We start from the raw sequence: 19,554 nt of genomic DNA on the forward strand, positions 1-19,554 counted from the left end.
AGAAATTTGAAAGGAATAATTGCCGGGGCAGTTCCCAGGCTCGGGCTCAGCAGGCAAACTCCACACGCCAGGTGGGCCGGGGGCAACAGTAACTAATCTACGCCAGCAATTAGCCAGTCTAACTCGGGCCATCACATGGCGGCTTTCAGCCGGCCGAGCAGGTTGTGGCCGATTGGCAGCACGTAGCTGGTTACCTGCAAAGCCAGGGGAGTAGCTTTTTGTACCCAGGGCAGCACAACTGAGCCAGCAGTGAGGCCGGGAGCCAGCAGGGGCAGGCCCGCCAACGCGGTCCCGTGCAGCAGCAGGCTCAACCCAAGCAGCCATTTCAGGCCGCCTGCTACGGCTCCGAGCAGGTTGTCGAGTATGCCGAGCGGCGTGAGGTGAACAGCCGTTTTGACGAGTCCGCCCAGCAGGTGTACGCCCCACATAATAGCCACCAGCACCAGTAGAAAAGCCACCAGGGGCAGCATCCCAAACAGCTCGCCCAGGTACCCGCGCACTACCGGAATAGCAGCGCTCAGCAAGCTCAATCCACCTATCACGCCCAGCACAAAGGCCAGCAGCGACACCACTTCCAGCACCAGGCCTTTGCGGAATCCCTTAACGGTACCGACAGCTATGGGCAGCAGGAGCAGCAGGTCGAGCGGAGTCATGCGTTGCGTTGAAGCAGAAACTGAAGGCAGGAATGAAGAACCGGTTTTGCCGTATTCTTCATTCCTGCCTTCAGCTTTTTTAGAAATTAGTGTTATTCAGCAGGCTGCTCACCGCCTGCGAAATCTGCTTGCCATCGGCCTGGCCAGCCAGCTCACGGGCGGCTACGCCCATCACCTTGCCAAGGTCGGAAGGGCCGGTGGCACCCACGCGCTGAATAATAGCGACGAGCTTTTCTACCAAATCGGCCTCGGAAAGCTGCTGGGGCAGAAACTCTTCGATAATAGCCAGCTCAGCCAGCTCGGTTTCTTCGAGGTCGGAGCGGAACTGCTCCTTATAAGTAGCTGCCGAGTCGCGGCGCTGCTTGGCAGCCTTGATAAGCAGCTTCTGCTCCTGGTCGGCGCTGAGGCCGGTGGCACTGGCCCCCTCAGCCGTTTCAGCCAGCAGAATCTGCGACTTAATGCTGCGTAGCGCCGTGAGGCGCACTTTGTCTTTGGCCAGCATAGCTTGCTTGATGCCGGCGTCGATGGTGTCTTTAAGAGCCATTTTGAGAAGAGTGGGAGAAGAATTACAAAAATTAACCGGATGGCCGCAGCGTAGCGGCTCCGTGCGGAGCTGGGCGCAACCCAAGGCCGGCCCGATGGGTTACACTGGCAAAAACGGCGCGGCACCCAACCGCCCGGCAAAGGTACCTTGCACCGCCGCGCCAGCCTACCCGGCCCGCGCCGTTCACAAAATCCGTGCAATCCATTAAAATCCGAGCTAATCAGTGGTCAAGCTAAGCGTCAACATCAACAAAATTGCCACCCTGCGCAATGCCCGGGGCCTGCATGCCCGCCCCAACTTGCTGCAAGCCGCCCGCGACATCGAGCGCTTTGGAGGTGAAGGCATTACGGTGCACCCGCGCCCCGACGAGCGCCACATCCGCTACCAGGACGTACGCGAGCTGAAAGCGATTGTCACCACCGAGCTGAACGTAGAGGGCAATCCCACTCCCGATTTTTTGGCCCTGGTGCGTGAAGTGCGCCCCGAGCAGGTAACGCTGGTGCCCGATGCGCCCGACGCCATCACTTCGAATGCCGGCTGGGACGTGGTGAAGCACCAGGCTTACCTGCGCGACGTGGTGGCCGAGCTAAAGAGCTACAGTGCCCGCGTCAGCATTTTCCTCGACCCCGAGCCGGGGCTGATAGCGGCGGCGGCTAGCACGGGTACCGACCGCATCGAGCTGTATACCGAAGCGTATGCCCGCCGCTACCCTACTGACCGTGCGGCCGCAGTACGGCCCTACCGGGCCACCGCCGAAGCAGCGGTAGCGGCCGGCCTCGGCCTCAATGCCGGCCACGACCTTGACCTGGAAAATCTCGCTTACCTGGCCCAAGAGCTGCCCGGCTTGCAGGAAGTGAGCATCGGGCATGCGCTGGTAGCCGACGCCTTGTATCTGGGACTGGAGAATACCGTGCAGCTCTACAAGCGTCAGCTGCGCTAAAACCGCACTTCTACCTCAAACCGGGCCGGGTCGGCCAGGGGGTCGGGGGCCAGAACGGGCATATAATTTGGCGAATATATAGCACACAGCGTATTGCCCACCTGCGCCAGCTGGCCCGGCAAGCCGGCGGGCAGGCCATCGAGCAGGCCGGCCAGCACTTCCCAGCGCGGCTGGCCGGGCTGGCGGCTGGCATCGTGCCACACTACTACTGTATGAGGGCCTACCAGATGCTCAAATACGCGGGCCGTATCGCGGCGCACTGCCTCGTAGCGGTGGTCACCATCAATAAAGACCAGGTCGAAGGGCCCCGCCTCGCGCTGCAAATTGGCCAGGTCGAAGGTAGCGGAGTTGCCGTGCAGGTGCGTCACATTGGATAGGGCCCGCGAAAAATACCCGTGCAGCCCGATGTAGCGCTCGGGTAAGTGAAGCGCCCGCATTTCGTCGGCGCTCAGGTTGAGAGTGTGCACGGTAGCCGCCTCAGCCGCCACGTTGGCTGCGCTTTCGCCGCGCCAGGTGCCAATTTCGAAGTAGCGACAGCCCGGCTGCTGCCGGGCCAGTGCGCGCAGCAGCAGCAGGTCGGTGGGCAGCGAGCCGCCATCGCCAAAAGCAAAAGGCGCTACGGTGCGCGCTGCCGCGGGTACCGTGGGCGGCACAAACTGCGCAAATGGCAGCAAAGGCAGTCCGTCGGCATTGAGGTCCGGCCAGCGCGGGGTGTGGGCCAGGGCCCGCGCCCGCCAGGCATCGGTATCGGCGGCCAGCACCACAGTGAGCAGCGCGGGAGTGCGGGCAAGCGCCCCAAAGGCGCGCAGGGCAGTAGCAATACGGGAAGACACCAGCTTGGGCAAACAAGGTTGAAGCAGCCCGCAAGTTATCGGTTGTCATCTGCACTGCACCGCACCGTGCGGCCGGCCTTCATACTGGCTACAGGAAGCTTACTTGCCGGGGACCGGCCCGGCCGTAACTTGCGCCTTCATTTAGCTATCTCAACTGTAGTGCGTTCACGTTTTTATTCGGCTTGGCGCGGCGCGCTGAGCCTGGGGCTGCTAGCCAGCGTCAGTCTGGCTGCCTGCCAAACCCGCCCCGGTCAGGGTGAAACCTCAGCCAGCCAAGGTGGCGATGCCAGTGTTGCCCACAAGCCGGCTCCGGTCGACACCGTGAAGATTAAGCGCCTGGCCTTGCAGCGCGACTCGCTCAAGGCCGACAGCATTGTGCGCAAGAGCGGGCAGCTGCCGGGCGCTATTTTGCCCGGCCACCGCATTGTGGCATTTTATGGCAACATCCGGTCGAAAGGCATGGGCATTCTGGGGCGCGAGCCTAAGGACCAGATGATGCGCAAATTTGATAAGGTGCTGAAGGAATGGCAGGCTGCCGACCCGAGCCTGCCCGTGCTGCCGGCCTTCCACAGTGTGACCATTACGGCGCAGGGCAGCGCCGGCGATGGCAAGTATCGGCTCATGAACTCAAAGTCTACCATTGAGGAAACCCGGGCGTGGGCGAAGGAGAAACACGCTATCCTGTTTATGGACGTGCAGGTGGGCCTCAGCGACTTGCAGCACGAGCTGCCCAAGCTGGCTGAGTACATGAAAGACCCGACTATTCACCTCGGCATCGACCCCGAATTTGCGATGCAAACCAAGGGCGTGCGCCCCGGCAAAAAAATCGGCACCTACGATGCCAAGGACGTCAACTACGCCATCAACTTTCTGGCGCGCATCGTGAGTGAAAACCACCTGCCACCCAAGATTTTGATGGTGCACCGCTTTACGCAGGGTATGGTGACGAACTACAAGAACATCAAGCTAGACCCCCGCGTGCAGGTGATTATGGACATGGACGGCTGGGGCGACCCTACACTCAAGAAGGATTCGTACAAGGCCTATATCGAGAAGCAGCCCGTTCAATATACAGGTTTTAAACTATTCTACGAATACGATATTAAGCCCCGAAACTCGCACCTGATGACGCCGAAAGAAGTGCTCAGCGAGCTGAATCCTAAGCCGCTCTATATTCAGTACCAATAAACGGCCGGCAGGCCGCACGCATAAAAAAGGCTTCCCGCATAATGCGGGAAGCCTTTTTTGGTAAAATATACTAACCTAGTGCCTAGTAATCGTCACCTAAACAGCCACGTAGCGAAGGCTTTGCAAAAGCCGGGCCACCTTGCTTAGTGTGCCGCGTTAAGGTCGATTTTCTCGCCTTGCTTAGCCCGTTTTACCAGCAGGATAAGCGGTACGCAAGCCAGGAAAAACAACCCGAGCGAGGTAAATATCTGCGAGTAGGTAATCAGCGATACCTGTTTCATCAATACCCCTTCGAGCACGGCGTAAGCTTGCTGCTGCGCTTGATTCAGCGAATAGCCTTTCGCCAGAAAGCTCTGCGTAAAGGCTTGCAGGCGCTGGGTAGTTTCGGGGTTGTAGAGCGAGATATTGGGCAGCAGAGCCACGCGGTTGGCCTGAATGGTGCGCTCGAGATAGGTACCTACAATGGCCACCCCAAACGAGCCGCCGAGCTGGCGAATCATGCCGGTAAGGCCCGCGGCCTGGCCGGCATCACGGCCTTGCAGGCCCGCCAGGCTCATGGTGGTGATGGGCATAAAGATGAGGCCCAGGCCCACGCCCCGCACAATGAGTGGCCAGAAGAAGTCGCTTTCACCGGCAGTGGGCGAAATCTGGGCGGCCATCCAGAACGTGAAGCCGAAGAAGATGGCAAAGCCCACCGGCAGCATTGCCTTCTGGGGCACGCCTGCCACCAGCATTTTGCCCACAAGGGGCATCATCAGGCCCGAAGCCAATGCGCCAGGCAGCAGAATGTAGCCCGTTTGCTCGGCGGAGAAGCCCAGAATGCGCTGCGTGAAGATGGGAAAGACAAACACCGAAGCAAACAAGCCAAAGCCCAGCACAAACGACAGGAAGGCCCCTACCGCCAGGTTTCGGCTCTTGGTAAGCACGCGCAGGTCCACAATGGGTGCTTTGGCGGTAAGCTCGCGCCAGATGAACCCGATGAGGCCAACGGCGGCCAGCATAGTGAAGAGCACGATGATATTGTCGTCGAACCAGTCTTTGGTTTCGCCCTGCTCCAGCACAAACTGCAAAGAGCCCACCCCCAGTATCAGCAGGCCGATACCCGCCCAGTCAATCTCACGCAGGGGTTTGGGAATGGCATTCTTGATGCGCTCAGGGTCGCGGATAAACAGGATGGTGAAAATGCTGGCCATGATGCCGACCGGCACGTTCACGTAGAATATCCAGGGCCAGTCATAGTTTTCTACTATATAGCCCCCGAGCGTTGGGCCGATAGTGGGGCCGATAATAACACCCATGCCAAACAGGGCCTGCCCGAGGGGCAGCTGCTTGGGCGGGAAAGTATCAATCAGAATAGCCTGCGACGTAGCCATGAGCGCGCCGCCCCCGATGCCCTGAATAAAGCGGAAGGCCACCAGCTCCCACAGGTTGGTGCTCTGGCCGCAGGCCATAGAGGCCAGCGTGAAGATGACCACCGACACGAGGTAGTAGTTTTTGCGGCCGAACTGCTCGGCCAGGAAGCCGGTCATCGGAATTACAATTACGTTGGCAATTGCATAAGACGCTACTACCCAACTCACTTCCTGCTGCGTAGCCGAAAGGTTGCCCATCATCTGGGTCAGGGCCACGTTCACGATACTGGTATCAATCAGCTCAAGAAGGCAGCAGAGAACTACCGTAACTACGATAATCCATTTTCTAAATCCGGTTTCCATAAACTAGATTAGTTATGAGTTAAAAGATAAGAGGTAAGAGGTGAAAAGCAGATTGGCAGTAACGAGCCATCTACACTTGCTTCAGCTCCTACCTCTTAGCTTTTAACTCTGATTACTTCACCGCTACAATTGCGTTTACGCTCATGCCGGCCCGCAGCGGGTGCTGCGGGTCTTCGTGGTCGAGCACGATTTTCACGGGAATACGCTGGGTTACTTTCACGAAGTTGCCGCTGGCGTTATCGGGAGGCAGCAGGGCAAAGCGGGCACCCGTAGCAGCCGACAGCGACTCGACGTGGCCCTGAAACTCTTCGTGCGGATAGGCATCGATTTCCAGCTTGACCGGCTGGCCCACTTTCATTTCTTCCATCTGGGTTTCCTTGAAGTTGGCAATAACCCAGGTTTTGTTGCTCGAAACAATACCTAAAAGCTGCTGGCCGGGCGATACTACCTGGCCGGGCTGCACGCTTTTCTTGCTTACGATACCGTTGCCGGGAGCCAGGAGCGTGGTGTAGCTGAGCTGGAGCTTGGCATTGTCGAGGTCAGCCTGGCGCTGCTTCACCACGGCCTGCGCCACAGCTACCTGCTGCTGAGTAGCAAGCACCTGCTGGCGGGCTACCGATACCTGGTCGGTAGCAGTGCTACGCTGGGCGGTAGTCGATTTGAGGTTGGCCTGCACCGCATCGTAGTCGCTCTGCGGAATAATATCCTCGTTGCGGAGCTTGGTGCTGCGCTGCAAGTCTTTTTGCAGCTTCGAGAGGTTGGCTTCGCTCACGCCGATAGTGGTTTGGGCGGTGCGTACATTGGCCTGGGCCGTGCCTACCTGGGCGCGGGCGGCTACCACCTGCGCCTGGGCCGCCAGCAGCGCCGCCTGGGCCGCGCTTACCCGCTGCAGGTAGTCCGACTTGTCGATGGTAACAAGCGTATCGCCCTTCTTCACCGTCTGGTTGTCATCAACAAAAACTTTCAGGACCGGACCGGCCACGCGGGGCAGAATCGGGTACACGTCGCCTTCCACCTGGGCGTCGTCGGTGCTTTCGTGCGCTTTGGCAAACTGGTAGCGCGTCCAGCCAAAGTAGCCGCCGACCAGCAGCACCACTGCCAGGATAATAAGTGCCAGCGGGTTGCGCTTTTTGGGTTCTTCGAGCGGCTCGGCGACTGCGGTAGGAACCTCTTCTTGGGGTTGAGTTTGGGTAGCCATTGTAAGTTGCGGGTGCTGGTTTCTTCTGATTAAGTACTGATTTACTGCTGCTGTGCCTTAGCTACGTAACCGCCAGGTAGCAGCCAATGCGTTTACTCGCGAACGAGCAGCGTGGGGCAGGGCGCGGTACGCACTACCATTTCGGCAGTGTTGCCCATTAAAAAGCGGCTGAGGCAGGTTTGCCCGTGTGCTCCGATGACGATTAAGTCGGCATGGTAGCGCTGGGCCTCGGCCAGAATGGTGGCGGCCGCCTCGCCATGCGCCAGCTCAGTGCTGACGCGGGCTACGCCGGCGGCCACGGCCGCCGCCCGATGGGCCGTCAGCGCAGCTTCGGCCTCGATGGTCTGGCCCGCCGGGGCGGGCTCCTGCACGTACAGCAGGCGCAGCTCGGCCCCCGTGCCCACGGCCAGCGCAGCGGCGTAGGCCACCAGCGCTGCCGAGGCAGCCGAAAAATCGAGCGGGCAGAGAATGGTGGAGAGGGTCATTTCTTTATAAAAATCACAGATTAAAAATTATCAATTTAAATAAGTCACTGTAAGTGAGCAGCTCTTGTTTTAAATCTATAATTTTCAACTTTCACTTATTTAGGCCAAATCTGCTCGCCGGTCGCGCGCTTGAGCTGATACTGACCCAGCGTATAGTTATACATGGCCTGGGCCAGCGCCAGGCGCGACTGCGCCAGCTGGGTTTCGGCATCGAGCACGTCGAGGTTCTGGCCCACGCCGTAGCGGTAGCGCCCCTCGGCACGGGTGAGCGCGTCGGTGGCCTGGGCTATCTGCTGCTGGGCGTTGGCATAGCGCGCCTGGCTAAACTCCATGTTGTTTGCTGCCTGGCGCACATCGGCCCGAATCTGCTCCTGCGTATCGGCCGTGCGGGCCTGGGCACCCCGGATAGTAGCCGCAGCCTCTACGCGCTGCTTGCGATTGCGGCCCCCGTCGTAGATGGGTACCGACAGTTGCAGCACCGCCGCTTCGTTTAGGCGAATGGTATTGATATCGGGCAGAATGTAGCCGTTTTTGCCACCTACCTGCACCCCTGCGCCCAGGCTGGGCAGGTTGCTTTTCTCGATGAGCTTAGCTTGTAGGTTAGCGGTATTTTCCGCATCCTTGGCCAGCTTTACTTCGGGCCGGTTTTCAGCAGCGCGGGTTAGCTCAGCCTCCAGGTTCACTACCTGCGGCTCGTAGGTAAGGCGGCCTTTCACCGGGATGTCGGCCTGGCTGGGCCTGTGTAAAAGCCTGGCTAATTGTACCTGCTGATTACGCAGCTGATTTTGCAGGTCAAGCTTGGTATTCTGAGCCTGCGTAATACGCACGTCAGTAGTTGTCACGTCAAACTTGGTGCTCACACCGGCATCTACCCGCTTCTGCATTTCGTTGCGGTGTGCCACCAGCGAGGCAATCTGCTGGTCCTGCACCCGAATGCTTTCGCGCATAAAAAGTATATTATAATATACCTGAGCTGCATTAAAAGCCAGGTCGCGCCGGGCCACCGTAATATTATCCTGTGCCGTTTCAACCTGCGATTCCGACACCCGTACGGTAGCGTCATTCTTGCCGAAATCGAGCAGCAGGTACTGGGCCGTCAGGTGGAAGTCGTAGTTGTTATTGGGCGCAAACTGCAGGGTTTCCCCATTAAACGGCAGCTTTACCACCGGGTCGATACGCGTGTAGGTAGCAGTGCCCGTTACCTGCGGCAAAAACCCGGCGCGCGTCTGGCTCAAGCGACTGGTAGCCGCATTAGACAGCTCAGTAAGGTTGGTGATGGAAGGGTTGGCATCGAGTACGGCCTGAACTGTACCGCCCAGCGTCAGGGAATCGCTGACCAGCCCAATGGGCTGCGCCGCAGCCGGAATACCGGGCTGGTTTTGGGCCAGCGCCGGCTGGGTCAGCAGCCCGCCCAACAGCGATAGCCCCGCGAAGCCGGCAAGTTGATATCTAGAAAACATAAGCCAAGTGGCGTAGTAGTGTGCCGTGGGCTTACCGACTATTGTGCCAATAGAGTAGAAATTGACATATTTTTCGTAATACGCTGGTTTATAGTAAACTACAAATTACTTTCTTTCTACCTGGCTTCATCCGAACAATAGGCTGAAAATAGGGTTTCCTTAAATAGCAGGAATTCACCTTTTCTGCATTCAGCTTGGCTTCTTTCTAAAATCTGCCAGCTGCTCCCCAAGCTGCCTAGTTATGCCCCAGTCTAATCAGGATGAACCTCTGCTGCTCTACCTCAACGAGGCTATTGCGACCATCCGGGAAAAGGAAGTCCTTTTTCAGATGATTACCAATAAGCTACGGCTTATTTTCCCTTTCGACCTGATTGGCATCAATGTATTCGACAAAGAATTGCTGAATAAGCGCCTGTTTTTGCGCAAGTACGTGGGTGGCTCCACGCCCGGCCCGCCGCCGGATGCCACGGCCGGCAATTTTTCACCTATTGCGGGCTCGCCCGTTGAACAGCTCGTGGCCGACCCCCGCCTACGGCATATCAGCCTGGAAGAATATGCTGCGCACTACCCAGATTTTGAGCCCTTTAACAAGCTTCGCAGGGAAGGAATATACTACATGACAACGGTGCCGCTGTGGCTTAGTGGCCGGCTCACCGGGTTTCTTATCCTGTCGGCGGCGCGGCGGCCGGCGCTCACGCCAGCCGACGAGCGCCTGCTCGAAAAAATCGGCTCGCTGGTAGCCGTAGCCGTGGGCAACACCCTGGCATTTGAAGAAATAGCGCGGCGTGAGCAGGAACGCAGCATGCAGCTGGCCGTTACCCACGCGCTGCTTAGCATTAAGCAGCGCGAGCCGCTGTTCCAGGCCATAGCGGAGGCGCTGGGGAAAGTAGTACCTTTTGAATATTTTGGCATCAGGATAAACCGTACCGGCCCAACGAAAAACTTCGAGGCTTTTGCCGAGTTCTCCCGCGTAGGAGCCGGGCCGCTCGAAGCGCTGGCCATCGACCGTGAGCAGCAGGCTAGCCTGGACCAGCGCGGCGGCAGCTACGAACAGCTGCACAGCTTATTGCAAACTTCGGGCGTGTACACGGGCGCCGATTTTCACGCGCTGGCCGTGCGCTACCCGCGGCTGCGCTACGTGTATGAGCACTACGGCACGCGGGCCATGCTGGTAGCTATGCTGTGGCAGCGCCCCGACAGCCAGGCAGTGCTTACCCTCTCGGCCGCCGACCCGGAAGCTTTTAACGTTGACAACCAGGCGACCATCCAGGCGTTATTACCGCAGATTGTCTTAGCCCTGGAAAACCTGTTTGCCTTCGAGCAGCTTGAGGAGCTGAAGGCGAAAGTGGAGCAGGAGCGTACCTATTTAATAGATGAGATAAATACCGACCGGCCCGCCGATGGCCTCATTGGCAATAGCCCGGCCTTGCAGCAGGTGCGCCAGCGCATTGCGCAGGTGGCTGGCACCGACGCCACTGTGCTTATCACTGGCGAAACCGGCACCGGCAAGGAGGTGGTGGCCCGCGCCCTGCACCAGGCCTCGCCCCGCCACGGCCGGGCACTGGTGAAAATAAACTGTGCGGCATTGCCAACGCAACTTATTGAAAGTGAGTTGTTTGGCCATGAAAAAGGCGCTTATACCGGAGCCGTTGAACGGCGCATTGGCAAGTTTGAGCTGGCCGATGGCGGCACCATTTTCCTGGATGAAGTGGGCGAGCTGCCTCTCGACCTGCAAGCCAAGCTGCTGCGCGTACTTCAGGAAAAGGAATTTGAGCGCCTGGGCAGCAACCGGGTGCTGCAAACCGACGCCCGCGTGCTGGCCGCCACCAACCGCGTGCTCGAAGACGAAGTGCGCGCCGGCCGCTTCCGCGCCGACCTCTATTATCGGCTAAACGTATTTCCGATTCATCTGCAGCCCCTGCGCGAGCGGCCACAGGATATCGGCCCTTTGGTGCAGCATTACCTGGCTAATCTTAGCAAGCGGCTGGCCCGCCCGCCGCGGCCCATTCGCCCCGCCGACATGGCCGCGCTCCAAGCCTATCCCTGGCCCGGCAATATCCGCGAGCTGGAGCACGTGCTCGAGCAGGCTATTATTGTGAGCCAGGGCCAGTGGCTGGAGTTTGGCGGCTTTGCCTCGGGGCCTGCGCTGCTGGCTCTGCCGCCCGGCCCGGCTACTTACGAAGCCCCTGCCGCTGCACTGACTACCAATCAATCGGATGCCCCTATCAAGACGCTGCGCGACCAGGAGCGCGACCATATCCTGACGGCGCTGCACCGCACCGAAGGCCGGGTAAGCGGCCCTAACGGGGCGGCTTTGCTGCTGGATATTAACCCCAAAACCCTGGAGGCCCGCATGAAAAAGCTGGGTATCCGGCGCATGGTTGGTATTGGGTAGCGGGCAGACGTTAATTTGCCGCTGCTATATAGTACTTAGCACCAACAACGCAACTATGCTTTCACGGCTTACTCTTTATTTAGCTACGGCTTCGCTGCTGAGCCTGGCGAGCCAGGCGCGGGCGCAGGCAGCGGAGGCCCGCAACCTGGCCACCGATACATTGCAGCCGGCTAATGCCAAATACCATTTTCCGGTGAGCCGGCTGGGCACGGCGGGTGGCAAGCAGCTTTATGTATTCATTACCAGCGTAAGTGAGCGCGGCAATGGCCTGGAGTTTACCTGGCGCAATCCGCTGGTGCTGCCCCGGCCCAAGCCGGTGTTCATTACCAGCGAGCAGCTGCAATGGGTGGAGCTTAGCGGCAAGTACTACGAGCCCGTGCGCCTACCCGGCGAAAGCGCCCACGGGCTGGCCCTGCGCCTGCTGGCGGGCCCGCGCGTGGAGGTATTTGATGTCGCAACGCCCAAGAAAGGCGTGCCGATTCCGCTGCCGGTGCCGGGTGCCGTACTGGTGCCGGTCGTTTGGACCGGTGCTTTCGGCGACAAGTACAACCACGCCTGGTACCTGCGCCGCCCCGGTGCCAAAACCATGACGGCCGTGCCGGAAGGCAAAAAGTTTGCGCCCTTCCTGGCCGACTACCTCGCCGATTCTCCCGAAGTGGCGGCCGCCATTCGGGCCGGAGCCGAAGGACACCGCTACGCCAATGTGCCCCAGCTGCTCGACGCCTACAACCACTCTGCCCAAGAAGCCGGCCACTAGAGCCTCACCCGGCCACCAGCGCCGCTACGGCGTCCTCAAATGCGGTGCGCTCGGCGGCATACTGCACCTGCACCGGCGGGGCGGCGCGCAACTCACAATCCGCCAGCGGACAGCGCTCGCAGGTTTCGTTCACGAGCTTAACCGGCAGCCGCGGGTCGGCCAGAAACCGGAGCTGCCGGCGCAGGTTGTCGTCGCAGCGCAGGCCCACGGTTACACTCATGGCCGGCGCCTCAGCCGCTCCTACGCGGGCCAGCGTAAAGCACAGGTACTCATCATCGGTACCCAGGTACTGCGAGCGCTGCGCATCGGGCAGCACGCGCAGCGGCGCGCCGGGCCCGGTTGGCGTGGCAGCCCGGCCTTCTGCAATCAGCCGCAGGCTTACCCAGCGGCGGCAATAGTGCTCATTTAGCTCATTGCCGTGCGGATTGTGCAGGCGCGAGAGGTGCAGCTCCTTGGTCAGCACGTAGGTAGCGCCGGCCCGCGGCTGGTCAAATCGCAGAAAAAACAGGCTGGTGAGTCCAAAGTGCCGGGGCAGCAGCGTAGCCAGGCGCTGCATCAGCATTTCCGGGCTTACATCGTAGCGCGTTAGCAGGGCCAGCAGGCGCTCGGGCTGCCACGTTTCGGCGCTGAAAAGTACTTGCAGGTCGCGCACCATACTCTCCTCCTCCATCAGCAGCGCGCTGGCAAAGTAGGACGCCCGAAAATTATTGAGCACTTCCTCAAACGAGCGTATTTCGAGCGTGTTGGGGCTGGCGTAGTGCCGCTCTTTCAGCTTGAGGTAATTGAAGCCCACCTCACGCCCCAGAATGAAGGCCTGCTGGCCCCGGCTCAGGCTGGGGTGTAGCAGCAGGGTGCGGGTTTTGGGCTGTAGCACCGAGCGCAGGCGGCCGGCCGCCGCCACGGGGTAGTGCGCCAGGGTGGTGCGGTCGAGCGTGTAGCCATACTCCTGCGTCAGCACCGCTTCGAGCTGGGCCACGCCGAAGGGCAGCTCGGTAGCCAGCTGCCGGCTGGCCACAAAGGCCCGCGCATCCTGCTCCAGGTCTTCGAAGTAGTTGTCGTGCATTTCCTGGTACGAGCGGAGCGCGGCCACAAAAAAATGCTCCTGCCGCATCTCGTAGTTGCGCGCAATCTCGAAGATGGTGCTGGTAAAAGCATTCATCTTGGCCGGCGCATTGGCAATGAGGTCGATGAGCCGCGCCGGCTCCAGCCCGAACATAGCCAATGGAAACTCCTGGAGCAGCCTGGAGCTTAGCAGGTCGGCCACCGGCTCCAGCCGGCGTGGCAGCTCAGCTGACGTGAGCTGGTCGTAGCGTACTCCCAAGAACTTGCTCAGGCTTACTATTTTATCTTCCTTAGGATATTTTTTACCTTTCTCAATCTCATTGAGGTAGCTAATCGACATGTCGCAGCCCCGCGCCAGCTCGGCCGGCGACAGGCCCCGCTCCTGCCGCAGCTCGCGCAGCTTTAAACCAAAAATAAGCCGGACAATCTGGCCGTGGCTAAGCATATCTTATTTTTACTATATAAAAAATACTGTGTACCAGCCTGCCGTTTGGCATGGCCCGCGTCCTGGTAAAAGCGGCTTCTCTTTCCTTGCTGATAAAAAAGCCTGCTCTACTCTCCAAATGCGATTTCTTGCGGCTGCAAAGCTACCAAAAGACTGTAAAGCTTATTTTTAGCGCAGCTAGTGCCGGCGTACCGGCTACAACATCAGCTTTGCCCGGCCTTGCGCTTGAGCCATTGCTGGTTTTTGGCATAAGGTCTGTTGCTACCCGGCCCAAATCCACCTAGAGCAAACTTCAGGTTTGTGTACAGGCTATAACGTACATTCCGTTCATGAAAGCTTATTCTACTGACTTGCGCGAACGCGTGGCGGCCGCTTGCCAGCAAGGTAGCCGCACGATTGGCGAAGTGGCCGCGCAGTTCAGCGTGTCGGATTCGTTTGTGCGCAAGTTGCGCCGACGCCAGCGCACGAGCGGTTCCGTGGCTGCTTTGCCGCAACGCAGTGGGCCAGCGCCGTTTCTGAACGCGGCGGCCCAAGCGCAGCTGGCGGCCTGTTTGCGCCAGGAGCCCGATGCCACGTTGGCGGAATTGTGTATTTGGCTGGCCGCCATCGGCGGTCCGGCAGTGAGCCAGACCACACTCTGGCGGGCGGTGCAGGCACTGGATTGGCGGCGAAAAAAAAGAGCGTCCATGCCGCCGAACGCGACACGCAACGGGTGAAGGAGCTGCGCCGAGCTTTTGTAGAGGCGCTGCAAGCCGAGGATTTTACCTGTTTTAAGTTCGTGGACGAGACCAGCACTAACCTGACGTATTGCCGCCGCTACGCCCGGGCCGAAGGCGGGCAGCGCGCCCGCCAGGCCACGCCCCTGCACGGCGGGCCCAACGTGACGCTGGTGGCGGCGCTGACGCCGAACGGGTTGCAAGCGGTCATGACCCTGAGCGGGGCCGTCAACGGGGACGTGTTTGCCGCCTACCTCGACCAGGTGCTCGGCCCCACGTTGCGGCCCGGCGACGTGGTCGTGCTCGACAACCTGCCGGCCCACAAAGTGGCCGGGCTGACCGAGCTCGTCGAAGCCCGCGGGGCCCGCCTGCTGTATTTGCCGCCCTACTCGCCCGATTTCAATCCCATCGAACTCGCCTTCAGCAAGCTCAAAACCTGGCTGCGCACCGCCCAGGCCCGCACCCGCGAGGCCCTGGAAAGCGTCATTCACGACGCCACCAATTGGATAACTGAGCTCGACGCGAAAAACTGGTTTGACCACTGTGGTTATCATGTACACTAACCTGAAATCTGCTCTAAGTAAGTGTTTGGAAAGCCTCTTTCGTTTCGGGAGAGGCTTTTTATATAGCAAAAATCTACTACTAATGCCGGGCATCTTCCCTGGCCTTGTGCAACCTTTTTAGCTTTTTGAGCCTTATTCTTGCACATTATTTTAGCAAGAATCCGGGACAAATGGCGAAGGCAAGAACCGTTTATTTCTGTCAGAGCTGCGGGGCGCAGTCGGCCAAGTGGATAGGGCGTTGCCCTTCGTGCGGCGAGTGGAACACCTACGTTGAAGAAGTTATTCAGAAGGAAACCGTGGCCACCACTACCGGCCAGTGGAAGCCCGCCAGCACCGTGCCCGGCGGCAACCTCAACAAAGCAGCCAGGTCGCGCCCCCTGGCTGATATTCAGCACGAAGAAGAGCCGCGCATTCTCACGCCCGACGGCGAGCTGAACCGCGTGCTGGGTGGTGGCCTCGTGCCGGGCTCCATTGTGCTCATTGGCGGCGAGCCAGGCATTGGCAAAAGTACGCTTATGCTTCAGATTGCCCTGATGATGAAGCAGCTACGTATTCTGTACGTGAGCGGCGAAGAAAGCGAGGCCCAGATAAAGATGCGGGCCGAGCGCCTGGCCGACGGCCAACACGCCAATTGCTACATATTAACTGAAACCAATACGCAGAATATTTTCCGGCAGGTAGACCAGGTGCAGCCCAACCTGCTCGTCATCGACTCTATCCAGACCATGCATTCGACGCTCGTGGAGAGCGGCGCGGGCTCGGTGAGCCAGGTGCGCGAGTGCACGGCCGAGTTTCTGAAATACGCCAAGGAAACCGGCGTGCCGGTGCTGCTCATCGGGCACATTACCAAGGATGGCAGCATTGCGGGCCCCAAGATTTTGGAGCACATGGTCGATACCGTGCTGCAGTTTGAGGGCGACCGGCACCTGAGCTACCGCATTTTGCGCACCACCAAAAACCGCTTTGGCAGCACTTCGGAGCTAGGCATTTACGAGATGCAGGGCACCGGCCTGCGGCAGGTGTCGAACCCGTCTGAGATTCTGCTTTCGCAACGCGCCGAAAGCCTGAGCGGCATGGCTATCGGGGCTACGCTGGAGGGCAACCGCCCGCTGCTGGTAGAAGTGCAGGCGCTCGTGACACCTGCCACCTACGGCACGCCCCAGCGTAGCAGCACGGGCTTCGACAGCAAGCGTCTGCAAATGCTGCTGGCCGTGCTCGAAAAACGCGCCGGCCTGCGCCTCGGCCAGCACGACGTGTTTCTGAACATCGCCGGTGGCCTGCGCCTCGACGACCCGGCGCTCGATGCGGCCGTGTGCGCCGCCGTGGTGTCATCGCTCAACGACCTGCCCATTCCCGGCGATGTGTGCCTGGCCGCCGAAGTTGGTCTCAGCGGGGAGATGCGCGCCGTGCCCCGCCTCGACCAGCGCCTGGCCGAAGCCGAGAAGCTGGGCTTCCGCGAAATGTACGTGTCGCAGTTCAACGGCAAGAACCTGGCCGACCAGGACCGCGCGGGTCTGCGCATTCAGGCAGTGAGCCGGCTCGATGAAGTGCTGCAAGGCCTGTTTGGGTAAGCTAACTCAGCCAACGTTCACCTGACAAGCCAGCAAACCAATATAGGATTCGCCCTCGAACAGCAGTGGGTAAGGCCATAATTTTCAGGAGTATTTTTTTTTACGGGGCTCGGTGTAAGATGAGCGCCAAACGTGTCTTATCTTCGAAGTCACAATTGACTTTTACCGCGAAAACAAAGTAGGTACTCAACTTCTATACTACCTGCTGGCTTGGCAAAACCACGCCTTTCGATACCCCGTTCGACTTTATATGAAATTACCTTTTACCTGTCTAGTAACTTGGGTACTATGCTGGGCGCTGGCACTTTCTGCCCAGGCCCAATCGGCGGGGGCCCGGCCGGCCGACGTGGCCGGCGCGGCGATACTCACGGGTCGCGTCACCAATCCGACTACCGATACGGTAGCAGTTTCTATTCGCGACAGTCCGTTTGATGCCAAAGAGCGCATCAGCTATGCCCGCCTTAATGAGAAAGGTGAATTTCGGCTCAGTGTTTTGCTTAGCGGCTCTACAAAAGCTGATTTAGTATACGGCGACGCGGTTGCTGACCTGTTTTTGGACCCCGGCACTGACCTGGACGTGCGTTTTAAAGGTGACGATTTGCCCGGCACGGTTAAGTTTAAAGCCAATGATGTGCCTACCGGCTTTGCTACCAAGCTCCGTAACAACGCCAACCTGACCGACGCGCAGCGCCACCGCCAGCAGATGGCAAATGCCAACTCATACCTGGCTGAATTTGACGAGCAGTTTGTTTCGAACGACGGCTTTCAGGTCCTTCCCGATAATATTCAGCTCTATGAAGCCCCCTTTGTTTCGTTTCTTGACTATCGCATCAAGCATGAGCAAAACTTCCTGGAAGACCGGGCCGCGCGTCAATCCTTCACGATTGACTTTTATAACTATGCCAAGGCAGAAATAACTTATTCCAATGCCAACGACCGGCTCACTTTCCCCGATTTGCGCGAGCAGGTGGTGAGCACGGAAGGCCGGCTGACAATGACGCCGGGCTATTACGACTTCCTGCGTGACCCCAACCTGCTCAACGACCAGACGGCCATTAGCAACGAGCAGTTTCAGGAGTTTTTGCTCAACTACGTGCACTACATGGCGGCGCAGCAAAAGCACCTGCGTACCGACCCCGATTTCTATCCCTTTTGCTACTCGCTGGCCAGCAAGCGCCTGAATGGCACCATGAAGCTGCTTACGCTGGGTCGCATCCTGCAGGAGTCGTTTCGGTTTGGGCACGTGCGGCAGTCGTCGGCCATGCTCGCCGACTTCCGCAACCTGGACAGCCGCAAGCGCTTTCTGCCAGCGCTCGACAGCGATTTTAGCAAGCATAAAGCCCTGGCCATTGGTGCCCAGGCGCCCGATTTCCGGCTCCTGACGGCCGCTGGCGATTCGGTGCGCCTGAGCAGCTTTCAGGGCAAGCTGGTGTACCTAAACTTCTGGAAATCGACCAACGGCCTGTGCCTGCGCGACCTGGCCTATGCCCAGGACCTCAATAAGCGCTTTGAAGGTAAAAATATCGTGTTTGTCAACGTAGCGCTCGATGAGCTGGAGGCCCCCTGGAAACAGCTCGTTACTATCAAAAAGCTGCCGGGGGTGCATGTGCGGGCAATGGGTGGCATGCGCTCAGAAATAGCTAAAGCCTACAACCTCACCGAAGTACCGACCTATTTCCTGCTGGGCGAAGATGGCACCATCCTCAATCCCAAGCCCAAGCGCATGAGCAGCCGCGCCGCCGTAGACGAGATAAACCAGTCGTTTGGCAAGGCGGGTATCTACAGCGCGGCCGTGTCGCAGTTATCTGGCAGCGGAGCCAAGTAGGCCAGCAGCCCGGCCGGCGCAAACTTCTGCGGGGGTTCGGGTGTCTGTGGTGCGGCAGCTTGCCGCCACTCCCTCACACTATGCGCTCCACTATCCGCGACAGCCTTTCCTTTTTGCGTAAAGCCACACCCAGGCGTGTGCTTAACGCCGCGCAGGTAGTATCGTCTTATATGCTGAGCCGCTTCACGGGGCGGGCGCGGGCCTGGGGCCTGCCCATAGCGCTGGCGTTTGAGCCAACTACCAGCTGCAACCTGCGCTGCCCCGAGTGCCCCAGCGGCCTGCGCTCGTTTACGCGGCCGACGGGTATGTTGCCGGCCGAGCTGTTCAAGCAAACGATTGACGAGGTAGCCAGCCGGTTGTGGTACCTCATTTTCTACTTTCAAGGCGAGCCGTATCTGCACCCGCAGTTTCTGGATTTGGTGGAGTATGCGAGTAAAAAGGGTATTTATACCGCCACCAGTACCAATGCCCACTTTCTCAACGACCAGAACGCGCGCCGCACGGTAGAAAGCGGGCTCGACCGCCTTATTATCTCGCTCGACGGCACTACCCAGGAGGTCTATCAGCAGTACCGCGTGGGGGGCAAGCTGGAAAAAGTACTGGCCGGCACCCGCAACGTGGTAAAGTGGCGTAAAGAGCTAAACAGCAGCACCCCACGAATTATTTTTCAGTTTTTGGTAGTGCGCCCCAATGAGCACCAGATAGCAGATGCCAAAGCGCTGGCCCAGGCGATGGGCGTAGACGATGTATGGTTTAAAACCGCGCAGATTTACGACTACCAGCAAGGCTCCCCGCTCATCCCGACCATCGATTACTATTCGCGGTATGCCAACAACGGCAATGGCACCTTTAGCCTGAAAAACAAGCTCGTGAACGGCTGCTGGAAAATGTGGCATTCCTGCGTGATAACCTGGGACGGTAAGGTAGTGCCCTGCTGCTTCGACAAAGACGCCGAATACCGGCTCGGCGACCGTGAAAACGAAAGCTTCCGCACGCTCTGGCACGGCCAGAAATACCAGGGTTTTCGCCAGGCCCTGCTCAAAGGGCGCGACCAGATAGAAATGTGCCGCAACTGCACCGAGGGTACAAGGGTATGGGGCTGACCACTGATTAGCACGGATTTAAGCGGATTTCACGGATTTTGTGGACGATGCTTCTTATCCCAAAAAGTGAAAGGCTACCTCTGTGGGTAGCCTTTCTTGCG

17 protein-coding genes are annotated in these 19,554 nt (G+C 59.1%); 9 read left to right on the forward strand and 8 right to left on the reverse strand.

Annotation, left to right across the window (positions count from 1 at the left end; all coding sequences use genetic code 11):
- Positions 1-131: 131 nt before the first annotated feature.
- Positions 132-653: a CvpA family protein gene (locus tag F6X24_RS02325; RefSeq protein WP_151086263.1), complete on the reverse strand. Its 522-nt coding sequence runs from the start codon at positions 651-653 to the stop codon at positions 132-134.
- 79 nt (positions 654-732) lie between these two features.
- On the reverse strand, positions 733-1,197 hold the full coding sequence (locus tag F6X24_RS02330) for a GatB/YqeY domain-containing protein (RefSeq protein ID WP_151086264.1): 465 nt from the start codon (positions 1,195-1,197) through the stop codon (positions 733-735).
- A gap of 223 nt (positions 1,198-1,420) precedes the next feature.
- Here F6X24_RS02330 and F6X24_RS02335 point away from each other — a divergent pair, with 223 nt between their 5' ends.
- Positions 1,421-2,137: a pyridoxine 5'-phosphate synthase gene (locus F6X24_RS02335; RefSeq protein WP_151086266.1), complete on the forward strand. Its 717-nt coding sequence runs from the start codon at positions 1,421-1,423 to the stop codon at positions 2,135-2,137.
- On the opposite strand, the gene F6X24_RS02340 is transcribed toward F6X24_RS02335, so the two are convergent.
- Positions 2,134-2,970 carry a class I SAM-dependent methyltransferase gene (locus tag F6X24_RS02340; RefSeq protein ID WP_191906423.1) on the reverse strand — a complete coding sequence of 279 codons (837 nt, stop codon included), beginning with the start codon at positions 2,968-2,970 and terminating at the stop codon, positions 2,134-2,136. The two genes, F6X24_RS02335 and F6X24_RS02340, sit on opposite strands and share 4 nt — an antisense overlap.
- A 159-nt stretch (positions 2,971-3,129) precedes the next feature.
- Here F6X24_RS02340 and F6X24_RS02345 point away from each other — a divergent pair, with 159 nt between their 5' ends.
- On the forward strand, positions 3,130-4,158 hold the full coding sequence (locus tag F6X24_RS02345) for a hypothetical protein (protein WP_229725296.1): 1,029 nt from the start codon (positions 3,130-3,132) through the stop codon (positions 4,156-4,158).
- Between the two features lie 143 nt (positions 4,159-4,301).
- Here the strand turns inward: F6X24_RS02345 and F6X24_RS02350 are convergent, their stop codons facing one another.
- The 4 genes from F6X24_RS02350 to F6X24_RS02365 form a co-directional block, all read right to left on the reverse strand.
- Positions 4,302-5,873, reverse strand: coding sequence for a DHA2 family efflux MFS transporter permease subunit (locus tag F6X24_RS02350; RefSeq protein WP_151086270.1), 1,572 nt, complete (start codon positions 5,871-5,873; stop codon positions 4,302-4,304).
- 112 nt (positions 5,874-5,985) lie between these two features.
- Entirely contained in the window at positions 5,986-7,071 is a 1,086-nt protein-coding gene (locus F6X24_RS02355; RefSeq protein ID WP_151086272.1) for an HlyD family secretion protein, read from the reverse strand.
- A gap of 92 nt (positions 7,072-7,163) precedes the next feature.
- Positions 7,164-7,556, reverse strand: coding sequence for a universal stress protein (locus tag F6X24_RS02360; protein WP_151086273.1), 393 nt, complete (start codon positions 7,554-7,556; stop codon positions 7,164-7,166).
- Positions 7,557-7,651: 95 nt separating this feature from the next.
- Positions 7,652-9,016: a TolC family protein gene (locus F6X24_RS02365; protein WP_151086275.1), complete on the reverse strand. Its 1,365-nt coding sequence runs from the start codon at positions 9,014-9,016 to the stop codon at positions 7,652-7,654.
- Positions 9,017-9,257: 241 nt separating this feature from the next.
- Here F6X24_RS02365 and F6X24_RS02370 point away from each other — a divergent pair, with 241 nt between their 5' ends.
- Together F6X24_RS02370 and F6X24_RS02375 are read left to right on the forward strand one after the other, a co-directional pair.
- On the forward strand, positions 9,258-11,411 hold the full coding sequence (locus F6X24_RS02370) for a sigma-54-dependent Fis family transcriptional regulator (protein ID WP_151086276.1): 2,154 nt from the start codon (positions 9,258-9,260) through the stop codon (positions 11,409-11,411).
- Positions 11,412-11,466: 55 nt separating this feature from the next.
- Positions 11,467-12,168: a hypothetical protein gene (locus F6X24_RS02375; protein WP_151086278.1), complete on the forward strand. Its 702-nt coding sequence runs from the start codon at positions 11,467-11,469 to the stop codon at positions 12,166-12,168.
- Positions 12,169-12,172: 4 nt separating this feature from the next.
- Here the strand turns inward: F6X24_RS02375 and F6X24_RS02380 are convergent, their stop codons facing one another.
- The gene (locus F6X24_RS02380) at positions 12,173-13,675 is read right to left on the reverse strand and encodes a helix-turn-helix domain-containing protein (RefSeq protein ID WP_151086280.1); all 1,503 of its coding nucleotides are present in this window, start codon (positions 13,673-13,675) and stop codon (positions 12,173-12,175) included.
- A gap of 329 nt (positions 13,676-14,004) precedes the next feature.
- Here F6X24_RS02380 and F6X24_RS02385 point away from each other — a divergent pair, with 329 nt between their 5' ends.
- The 5 genes from F6X24_RS02385 to F6X24_RS02405 all read left to right on the forward strand — a co-directional run bounded on the left by F6X24_RS02385 (position 14,005) and on the right by F6X24_RS02405 (position 19,453).
- Positions 14,005-14,391 carry a transposase gene (locus tag F6X24_RS02385; protein ID WP_191906309.1) on the forward strand — a complete coding sequence of 129 codons (387 nt, stop codon included), beginning with the start codon at positions 14,005-14,007 and terminating at the stop codon, positions 14,389-14,391.
- Complete coding sequence (locus tag F6X24_RS02390) at positions 14,337-14,954, forward strand: IS630 family transposase (RefSeq protein WP_191906310.1); 618 nt, start codon at positions 14,337-14,339, stop codon at positions 14,952-14,954. The genes F6X24_RS02385 and F6X24_RS02390 overlap by 55 nt, the downstream gene beginning before the upstream one ends.
- 170 nt (positions 14,955-15,124) lie before the next feature.
- On the forward strand, positions 15,125-16,525 hold the full coding sequence (radA, locus tag F6X24_RS02395; RefSeq protein WP_151086283.1) for a DNA repair protein RadA: 1,401 nt from the start codon (positions 15,125-15,127) through the stop codon (positions 16,523-16,525).
- A 250-nt stretch (positions 16,526-16,775) separates the two neighbouring features.
- Positions 16,776-18,350 (forward strand): TlpA family protein disulfide reductase, encoded by a 1,575-nt coding sequence (locus F6X24_RS02400; protein WP_151086285.1) that lies wholly within the window; start codon positions 16,776-16,778, stop codon positions 18,348-18,350.
- A gap of 80 nt (positions 18,351-18,430) precedes the next feature.
- Positions 18,431-19,453 carry an SPASM domain-containing protein gene (locus F6X24_RS02405; RefSeq protein WP_151086287.1) on the forward strand — a complete coding sequence of 341 codons (1,023 nt, stop codon included), beginning with the start codon at positions 18,431-18,433 and terminating at the stop codon, positions 19,451-19,453.
- Positions 19,454-19,554 lie beyond the last annotated feature (101 nt).

This window comes from Hymenobacter baengnokdamensis (genome assembly GCF_008728635.1).
GTDB classification, from domain to species: Bacteria; Bacteroidota; Bacteroidia; order Cytophagales; family Hymenobacteraceae; genus Hymenobacter; species Hymenobacter baengnokdamensis.